4 protein-coding genes, 1 tRNA gene and 1 other RNA gene are annotated in these 8,691 nt (G+C 35.9%); all 6 read right to left on the bottom strand.

The genetic code is table 11. From position 1 onward, the window contains the following. Positions 1–114: 114 nt before the first annotated feature. Positions 115–756 (bottom strand): pyroglutamyl-peptidase I, encoded by a 642-nt coding sequence (gene pcp / locus WKS98_RS09590; protein WP_498918837.1) that lies wholly within the window; start codon positions 754–756, stop codon positions 115–117. A gap of 916 nt (positions 757–1,672) precedes the next feature. Then, positions 1,673–2,749 carry an NAD(P)/FAD-dependent oxidoreductase gene (locus tag WKS98_RS09585; RefSeq protein ID WP_498918835.1) on the bottom strand — a complete coding sequence of 359 codons (1,077 nt, stop codon included), beginning with the start codon at positions 2,747–2,749 and terminating at the stop codon, positions 1,673–1,675. Between the two features lie 43 nt (positions 2,750–2,792). Beyond that, on the bottom strand, positions 2,793–3,767 hold the full coding sequence (locus tag WKS98_RS09580; protein ID WP_498918833.1) for a cell wall-binding repeat-containing protein: 975 nt from the start codon (positions 3,765–3,767) through the stop codon (positions 2,793–2,795). A gap of 1,286 nt (positions 3,768–5,053) precedes the next feature. Continuing rightward, positions 5,054–5,318: signal recognition particle sRNA large type (gene ffs / locus WKS98_RS09575), an RNA gene on the bottom strand. Further along, a tRNA-Ser gene (locus tag WKS98_RS09570) sits at positions 5,318–5,408 on the bottom strand. Before WKS98_RS09570 ends, ffs begins: the two co-directional genes overlap by 1 nt. A gap of 139 nt (positions 5,409–5,547) precedes the next feature. Beyond that, a complete protein-coding gene (locus WKS98_RS09565) occupies positions 5,548–7,782 on the bottom strand; it encodes a cell wall-binding repeat-containing protein (RefSeq protein ID WP_498918831.1) in 2,235 nt (744 codons plus the stop codon). Positions 7,783–8,691: the final 909 nt, after the last annotated feature.

Here is an 8,691-nt window from a genome sequence, read left to right as displayed (position 1 = left end):
ATCATTGAGGTATTTTTGTTTGGTTATCATCGCTAAAGCTATACTGAACCCCCAGTCTAACTGGGGGTTTTCTTATACAAAAAGAAGGAAAGCTCATGCTTTCCTCCCCTTCCTTTAGTGTGTTTTCCCACCAGTAACTTTTATATCCGTATCATTTTCCACAATTGCTTCTATTGCAAGTTCTAGCGCCTTAACAATTGTATCCAGGGCCATTGATGGCATGTTCTTCTTATTAGTAACTTGTTCTGGTAAAAATGGAATATGAATAAAACCAGTTCTCATATTTGGATATTTTGTTGCTTGAATATGTGCAACACCATATAGAACGTGGTTACATATAAATGTTCCTGCAGTGTTTGAAACAGATGCTGGAATTTTTCCTTCTTTAATATGTTCAACCATTGCCTTTATTGGTAGTGTTGAAAAATATGCCGCTGGGCCATCTTCTGCTACCTTTTCGTCAATTGGCTGGTTGCCTTCGTTGTCTTTGATTCTGCAGTCGTCACAGTTTATTCCAACTCTTTCCACTGTAATGTCAGGCCTTCCCCCTGCTTGTCCAATGGATAGTACCACATCGGGGTTAACTTTTTCTATCATTTCTCTAATCTTATTAACAGATTTTCCAATTACTGTTGGAATTTCTAACTTAATTATTTCTGCTCCCTTAATTTCATCAGGCAATTTCTTTACCGATTCAATTGCAGGGTTTATAGTTTCGCCACCAAATGGGTCAAATCCAGTTACTAAAATTTTCATTAAATCACTCCTTAATCTAAAATCTAAGTACTAACATCAAAATAATGTGAACAACTATTATAGAAGATACCCAAAGTTTGTGAATTAAGTGGTAGTAATCAAAACCTTACATAATAATTTAGCAGGATTTAGCTTGAACTTTATAAAAAAAGTGAAATTAGATTGACATTTGACTTAAGAGAAGTGGGATGTAAGAGGTGGGAAGTGAGAAGTGGGATGTAAGAGGTGGGAAGTGAGAAGTTGGAAGTTGGAAGTTGGAAGGGGAGATATAAAAGAAGATGTAACAAAAAGCTATCGCTTTTTGAGATCCTTCGACTCGCTACGCTCGCTCAGGATGACAGTGACGACACATTTTCGTTGTAATATAGCGAAACTCTCCCCTGAATGTCATTCTGAGCGAAAAAATTTCTGAAAGAAATTTTGTAGTCGAAGAATCTCGCGGAGCTAATAGTATACATGAATAAAAAAGCGTATATATGGTGATAACATTTAGAACACAAAACAAAGGAGAAAATCCAACAAAATTTTCTTACACTATCTCTTACATCTTACATCTCACATCTAACCTCTACTCAAGTAGGGCGACGCCCTACATAACAATGCCGTAAGGCAAATACAACAAAAACACTATATTAGAAATAAAAAGGTATTAGGATTACAACCTACAGAACCAACTCAGGAAACTTTAGCGTGAACTTTCCACAAGAAAGTTCACGAGGTCGCCTTCTGACACTTTCCTGTCGGAAAGTGAAACGAGATCGACACTTGACCTACAACGAAGACTTCGTCTCCTGTTAGGTCAAGAATGTTTCGACTACAATTTTTACTTCGTAAAAATTTTCGCTCAGAATGACAGTGCCGGTAGGCATCAAGCCTCGTAGGGCAACGCCATACAAAACACACCTCAAAAAAACTTTTAATTGAATTTTTTAAAAAAATTCCCCTTCATATACTCCATGTCTATTTTATTCTTTATCTTCAGTGCCAGCTTATTGTACATGGCAAATGGACCCCACGAAAGAATCGCCCTATCATCCGACGTGTTTATTATTTGAAGATATCTCTCCTGTGGCACATAACTTTCAAGCTCCCCACCACCAAAGATTACATGAAACAAATTGTTCAAAAGTACGGGGGTCATCCTTATGGCAAACACCCCCGCCTTTGGCATATGCGGAAACTCTCTTATATGAACCATATCGCCCATGGCAAGTATATTATCCGCTGCAAATAAATTATTATTCACCTTCAAAAAGTTTCTCTCGTCAACTTCAAAGCCCGTATACTTTATATCCACACCGGTTACTCCCGTACTCACCAGTGCCTGGTCAAAATGAATCTCCCCATCATTATAGTAGGCGGTGTTTTCTTCAATGCGGTCAATATAAACACCATACATTACCTTAATATTTCTAAACTCCAAAACTTTTTTTGCTAAGCTTCTAGTTCTATTATTAAACTTAAGTAAAATATCAGCATGCTTGTCTACAATTGTAATATTAAGTCCGGGATACCTATGCCCATAGGCTAATGCAAGTTCAACCCCTGCAGCGCCACCACCAACAATTAATAGCTTATCCTTGCCACCGCCAATATCCTTAAGCTCCTTAAATCCATAAATCGGCTTAACATAATGAAGGCTTTCAGTTTTCGGCCCAAAACTTTCAATGGACTTCGATCCAAGATTCATACTTAGATAATCAAAACTGTAACTTCCGTTTTTAGTTCGAACCACATTTTCATTTTTATCAATCTCTACAATCTCATCAAAAATCAATTCAATATTTGGATTCTTACAATAGTCCTCCACCTTAAAAGAAACTTCCTCCAAAGAAAAAGATCCATTAATATACCCTGGCAACATACCAGAATAAAACTGCCTATCATAATTTGTAATTACAATTACTTTTAAATCATCCAAGTCCATGTGTTGTAACTTGGAAAGAATTTGTATATGTCCATGGCCACATCCTGCCAAAATTAAAGTCTTCATAAATTCACCCCTTTATACACTCAAATAAAAAAGGGGTTACCCCCTAATCTATATTTTTAATTTCATTTACCACTGATGATGAAACAGAACCTTCACCACCAACAATTATAACTCTATTGATATTAGAATTGTTAGCAATAAAATCTCTAACAACCTTTGGTAAAGCGTCCCTACTAGTTAAAAGAATTGCCCCATTATTCATCTTGGCAAGAGGCGCAGAAGAAAGAGCATCGGGATAATTATTACCATCAACCAAAATAACAGTTTCAATTTCCTTATCCAAAACAGTTTCATATGCCTTTGCAATTTCAACAGAAGTGTCAAAACGACTCTTACCAGAATACCTTACCTTCTCAGCATATCCCTTAGGCACAGAAGACTTTCCACCAAAAGCCATGTAATAAGGAATCTTATTAGTACTTCCCTTTACAAAAGGATACAGATAAGTTGTACTAGCCATTTGACCAACAAATGGTGCGGCACTCAAACTATCCGCAAAATTTGCCCCATCAACAACGGCAACCCTTTCGCCGGGAGTTATAAACTCCGCATATTTAAAACGCATCTCCCTTACCTTAATAGCAGTGTCAAGCCTGTTTCTTCCTGCAAGCCTTTCAACCTTGTAGCCCTTATTTAAAAGAGTTTCATAAACAGAATTAGAAATAGTCGAGTCCCCACCAAGTAAAAATACGACCTCAGTCTCAAGCCTATTAAGTTCATCTAAAACATTTGAAGGAATAGAAGACTTAGTAGTTAAAAGCACCGGAGCATTTAACTGAGTGGCAAGAGTTCCACCAACAAGAGCATCGGGATAACTTTCCCCCGAAGCAATAACTGCATACTTTGAATTGCTAAAAGTATTAATTGAAGAAGTAACAGCAGTGTCGTACCTGCTATTACCAGAATACCTTTCAACGGTAATCCCCCTAGAAGCAAGTGAGCTTGTTGGAATTGCCGTTGCAAGTAGTAGTGTTCCAATTAATATGTATTTTAAATTTAGTTTTTTTATTTTTTTCATTTTTTCCTCCTTTTGTTATTAATTATAACATACCAAACTAAATGTGAGAAATGAGAAGGAAGAAAAACGAGGTCGCCTTCTGACACTTTTCTTCGAAAAGTGAGGGCGCCTTCTGACACTTTCTTTCAGAAAGTGAAACGAGATCGACATTTGACCTACAACGAAGACTTCGTCTTCTGTTAGGTCAAGAATGCTTCGACTTCAAAATTTTTTTCAAAAATTTTTTCGCTCAGAATGACATTCAGGGAAGTAAATAACTAAATTACAACAAGCATATGTCGTCACCGTCATCCTGAGCGAGTGTAGCGAGTCGAAGGATCTCAAGAAAATAAATAAAAATACTAGAAATAAATACAAAAGAAAATAAAATTTAGCAAAACAAAACTATAAAAATTGTATGATTACACCCTACATAACAACTAAGGATACTTTGACGGAAACTTTCTTAAGAGAAAGTTTCCGAGGTCGCCTTCTGACACTTTCCTGTCGGAAAGTGAAACGAGATCGACATTTGACCTACAACGAAGACTACGTCTTCTGTTAGGTCAAGAATGCTTCGACTTCAATTTTTTTGTGCCAAAAAATTTTCGCTCAGAATGACACACGTGGGGCTATCACACTTCGTATAACAAAAAAGAATTATGTGCCGAAGGCACAGTGAGGAAAGCCTTAGCTTTCCAACAACTTTATTAAAAGGGGTCTTGGGGATATCCCCAAGTCGTTGGGAAGTAAAGGGGGTTCCCAAGGGGGAAAGGCCCGATAGAAAGCAGTTCCTTTTTCCCCCTTAGTGGAATAAAAGAAAACATATATTGGAAATAAAAAGGTAGTAGGTCATAGACCTACAAATCAATTCAATAAACTTTAGCGTGAACTTTCCACAAGAAAGTTCACGAGATCTTTCGACTTCAATTTTTGCTTAGCAAAAATTTCCGCTCAAGATGACACACGTGGGGCTATCAAGTTTCGTATAACGAAAACATACAAAACAAAATTATAAAATAAAAGAAAATCCAACAAGATTTTCTTCCTCTTGTTAAGCAGGTTTTCAGGACGGCCAGTCCTGAATCGTTTGGAAGGTAAGGAAGAGGGGATTTCAAGGGGAGAACGTTAGAAACCATACGAAAAGGTTTCTTAGTTCTCCCCTTGGTTAAACGAGATAATGGATTAAAAATAAAAAGGTAGTAGGGCAACACCCTACAAAACAAAAATACTTTTTAGCTTGAATTTTTTCAAAAAATTCAAAAAAAAGAACCCTAAGGTTCTTTCTTTATTTCTTCATATGTATTGCACACTCCCGGCTTTGACTTCTCACCCTTTAACGTTACTAATGTAGTTAGCTCGAAATAGGCTACCTTACGGCACATAAAAATGACTACTTATGGCTGCTTCGTTCCCGATCTGACCAGGTTCATAGGTTTCTATTGCGTAAGACCCACTTGTCAACACCACTTGCATAAGGCTGACTTAAATTGTAAAAAGCCGGGGCCGGGAATTCGACCCTGCTGTAGCGATTGCAGGTTCAGGGCATCGCTAGTTCCCCGTCTAGTGCATGGCGGAGAATGAGGGATTTGAACCCTCGAAACGCTTATCACGCCTACACGATTTCCAATCGTGCTCCTTCAGCCGCTCGGACAATTCTCCAAGTACAGATTTTAATTATAGACTAAATAACAAAAAATGTCAACTGACTGTTGCTTTTGTGCAACTCAACTGTTGCTTATAAGAAAAAGAAAATCCACTGAGGTTTCCCCCAGTGGACTTAATTTTTAATTATTACTGATTATTTACCAGCAAGAATTTCTTCTAATTGTTGTTGGATTCCTGTGCTAACTGATCCTGTACCACCAACGATAGTGATATCAGTCATCTTGTTAGTTCTTAGGTAATTAGCTAATTCTTTTCCTAAATCAGTCTTAGAAGCTGTTAATAGGATTGGAGCGTTTTTCTTACAAGCTAATTGACCAGCTGCTAATGCGTCTGCAAAGTCAGTTCCGTCAACTATGATTGCACTACCGCCATTTGTAAAGTAAGAGTTAGAAACTACCATTGAAGTTAATTGTCTGTTCTTACCTTGTAATCTGTCAGTATTTCTTAATCCAATTTGTCCTTCTACTGCTGAAGAAACTGATCCAGTTCCACCAATTATAGTTACTTCTTCAATACCATAATCTCTTGATTGGATAGCATCTTTAACAACCTTTGGAAGGTTATCTTTTGCAGTTAATAGAATTGGTTGTCCCTTAAGTGCTGAAGGTACAGATGCAACTAATGCGTCTGCAAAGTTTTCACCAGAAGCTACTAAAACTTTTTTCTTATTAACTTGTTTGCCTTCAACATTTTGGAATAAATCTTCAAGAACCTTTACAGATGTTTCATATCTATTAGTACCAAAGATTCTTCTTGAAGAAATACCCATTGCAGTTAATTCGTTTGTAACTGATCCTGAAATTGATCCGTTACCACCAACTATTATAACGTCTTTAGCTCCGATTTCTTTTAGATAAGCTTTTACAGCTGGATCTAATTTAGAAACGCCATTTAATAATAGTGGGCTGTTGTATTTTCCAACTAGTCCATTAGCAACTAATGCGTCTGCAAATACATCGCCTGAAGCAATAATTACTTGATTTTTCTTATCTTGTGCTGTTTCTAATGTTTCTTTGTATTTAGGGAAAGCTTGTTTAGCAGCTTCTACTGAAGTAGCGTATCTGTTCTTTCCACTTACTCTGCTAGTTAAACCAAAGTCTGTTGGCATAAGAATGAAAGTATATTTATTTCCTTCTCTTTCAACTTTAAATCCAGATCCTTGTAGATTTCCTAAATCTCTACCTCTATCGCTTCCACAGAAGTTTAGTTCAATTCCTACAGGTACTTGGTAACCATCAGCCTTTGTAACCATTATTCTATTAAATAGAGTGTATCCCTTGTAGCCCATTCTTTCATTAGACCCATCAACACCTAAAATACTAAACATTTTAGATATTTCAGCATTTTCAATTGTTGCTTTACCATTAGCGTCAGTTTTAACAGAAGCTAAAACTTTACCAAATTTTTGTTCCTTTAATACTTCTGTTTCATTAGCTTGAAGTTCGATTACAGCATCCTTAATTGCTTTATATGCAGGAGCTCCACCATCTCTAGTTTGTTTGAAGTCAACTCCAACAACTTCAATTTCGATTTTATGTTGAGATGCAACGTCTCTAATTACTGCAACTTTGTCATGATTTAAGTCAGCGAAAGCTTGAACTTTACCATTTACAACAAATGCTACCATTTTTGTTTTTATTGTTTCATTTGAGCCAGATTGCTTAACTGGTGTTTCAACTTCTGTAACATTAGCTAGTTTAGCATTAGTTAATGGTAAGTTGAAATCTCCCATGTCACTAGTTGTATTAGTATAAAGAACTTCGCCTTCCATATCAGCTAGGAATTCTTTGTTTTTACCTAGTTTGTAAGTTCCATTATCATTGTATTGAACATTTCTTACTTCAAACTCAACATTACCTTTTAGTTTGTTAGACATATCTTCTAATGACCAAACTGTAAAAGCATAGCCTTCTTTTTGTTCAAAGTATAAGTCAAATCCAAATTCAAGTTCTTCAACTACTTTTCCATTAGAAACAACTTTACCGTCATCATTTGTTGTGAACTTGTATTCGTAAGTTGTTTTTGGAAGAACTTCTTTTGTGTCTACTGTTACATAGTAATCTCTATTAGCTTCTAAAGAGTTTCCACTTGTGAATTTGCCTAATTCAATGTCTTTAGCACCATTTTCTACTGCATAAACACCTTCTTGTCTTCCATTGGTAGTTTCTCCAGCTTTTTTACTAGTGATTGTAACATTTACATTAGCACCAGTAGTACGGCCATGTCTTTGTGCTCTTAGCTTAATTGTAAAATCAGCATTTCCTGTAGTTTGGCCAGGACCTGGTGTTTTAGCAAATGCTGGAACAAACGCAGCAAACACCATAACAAAAGCTAAAAGTAAAGATAATATCTTATTGCTTTTTTTCATGATTAATAATCATCCTCCTATAAAAATTTTGTTCAACTTCTATGAACCTGGAAGTTAAACTTTGCTTTGCACCCATTGAAGGGGCTTTAAAAGTACACCTTCAATGTACTACGTAGTTATAAGCCAAGTCCTCTTCTTTGATCCTTTGAAGTTGTTTGCCCAAAAGCATAGGCATATAATAAACAACTTTCGTTGTTATTACCTTTATTAATAGAGTTAAAGGCTCTAACTCTATCTTATGGGTATTATACCATAAGTTTCAAGATTTTAAAATAGTTCTTTGTTCTATTTTAAAACACCTAACTAATGTCCTTGAAAAGGTTTCAATTTTCTTGAACTTCTTCTCTTTTATATTATACCTCATTTTTAGATTCTAAAACTATTATCTTTTGTGGGGCAATAATAAAAGTATTTTGCTTTATCAAGTTATCTTGATACATATAGTATAGCAGTTTATGTTTTTTTCGCAAGTTTAATTATTACAAAAATCTTACTTTTTATTTTTCGCAAAATTTGTAACCATTTTGTAACTACTTTCTTTCTTTGGTATGTTACTATAATAGTAGCAAATAGGTCAATTTTTGTTCATCCTCCCAAATGTGAACCAAGACCTATGGGCCCGAGTAATCGGGTCCTTTTTTTTGAATTTTTTTGAAAAAAATTCAAGCAAAAAAGTTTTTTTGTTTTGTAGGGTTTAACCCTACGAGGCTTGAGGTCTCCCAGTATTGTCATACTGAGCGGAAAAATTCTGAAGGAATTTTGAAGTCGAAGTATCTCGTGAACTTTCCACAAGAAAGTTCACGCTAAAGTTTATTGAAATGTTTTATTTTGTAGGGTTTAGCCCTACTACTTTTTTTCTTTCTAATATAATTCTTCTCTCTACATTCAGGGACAGGATGAAGGGGATTG

This window comes from Lagierella sp. ICN-221743 (assembly GCF_037890055.1).
Taxonomy (GTDB): domain Bacteria; phylum Bacillota; class Clostridia; order Tissierellales; family Peptoniphilaceae; genus Mediannikoviicoccus.
This window is presented reverse-complemented; position numbering and strand designations above follow the sequence as displayed.

Coding starts and splice junctions, on each gene's coding strand:
- pcp (WP_498918837.1), bottom strand. CDS start 756: ATGAAAATTTTAGTAACTGGATTTGACCCATTTGGTGGCGAAACTATA.
- WKS98_RS09585 (WP_498918835.1), bottom strand. CDS start 2,749: ATGAAGACTTTAATTTTGGCAGGATGTGGCCATGGACATATACAAATT.
- WKS98_RS09580 (WP_498918833.1), bottom strand. CDS start 3,767: ATGAAAAAAATAAAAAAACTAAATTTAAAATACATATTAATTGGAACA.
- WKS98_RS09565 (WP_498918831.1), bottom strand. CDS start 7,782: ATGAAAAAAAGCAATAAGATATTATCTTTACTTTTAGCTTTTGTTATG.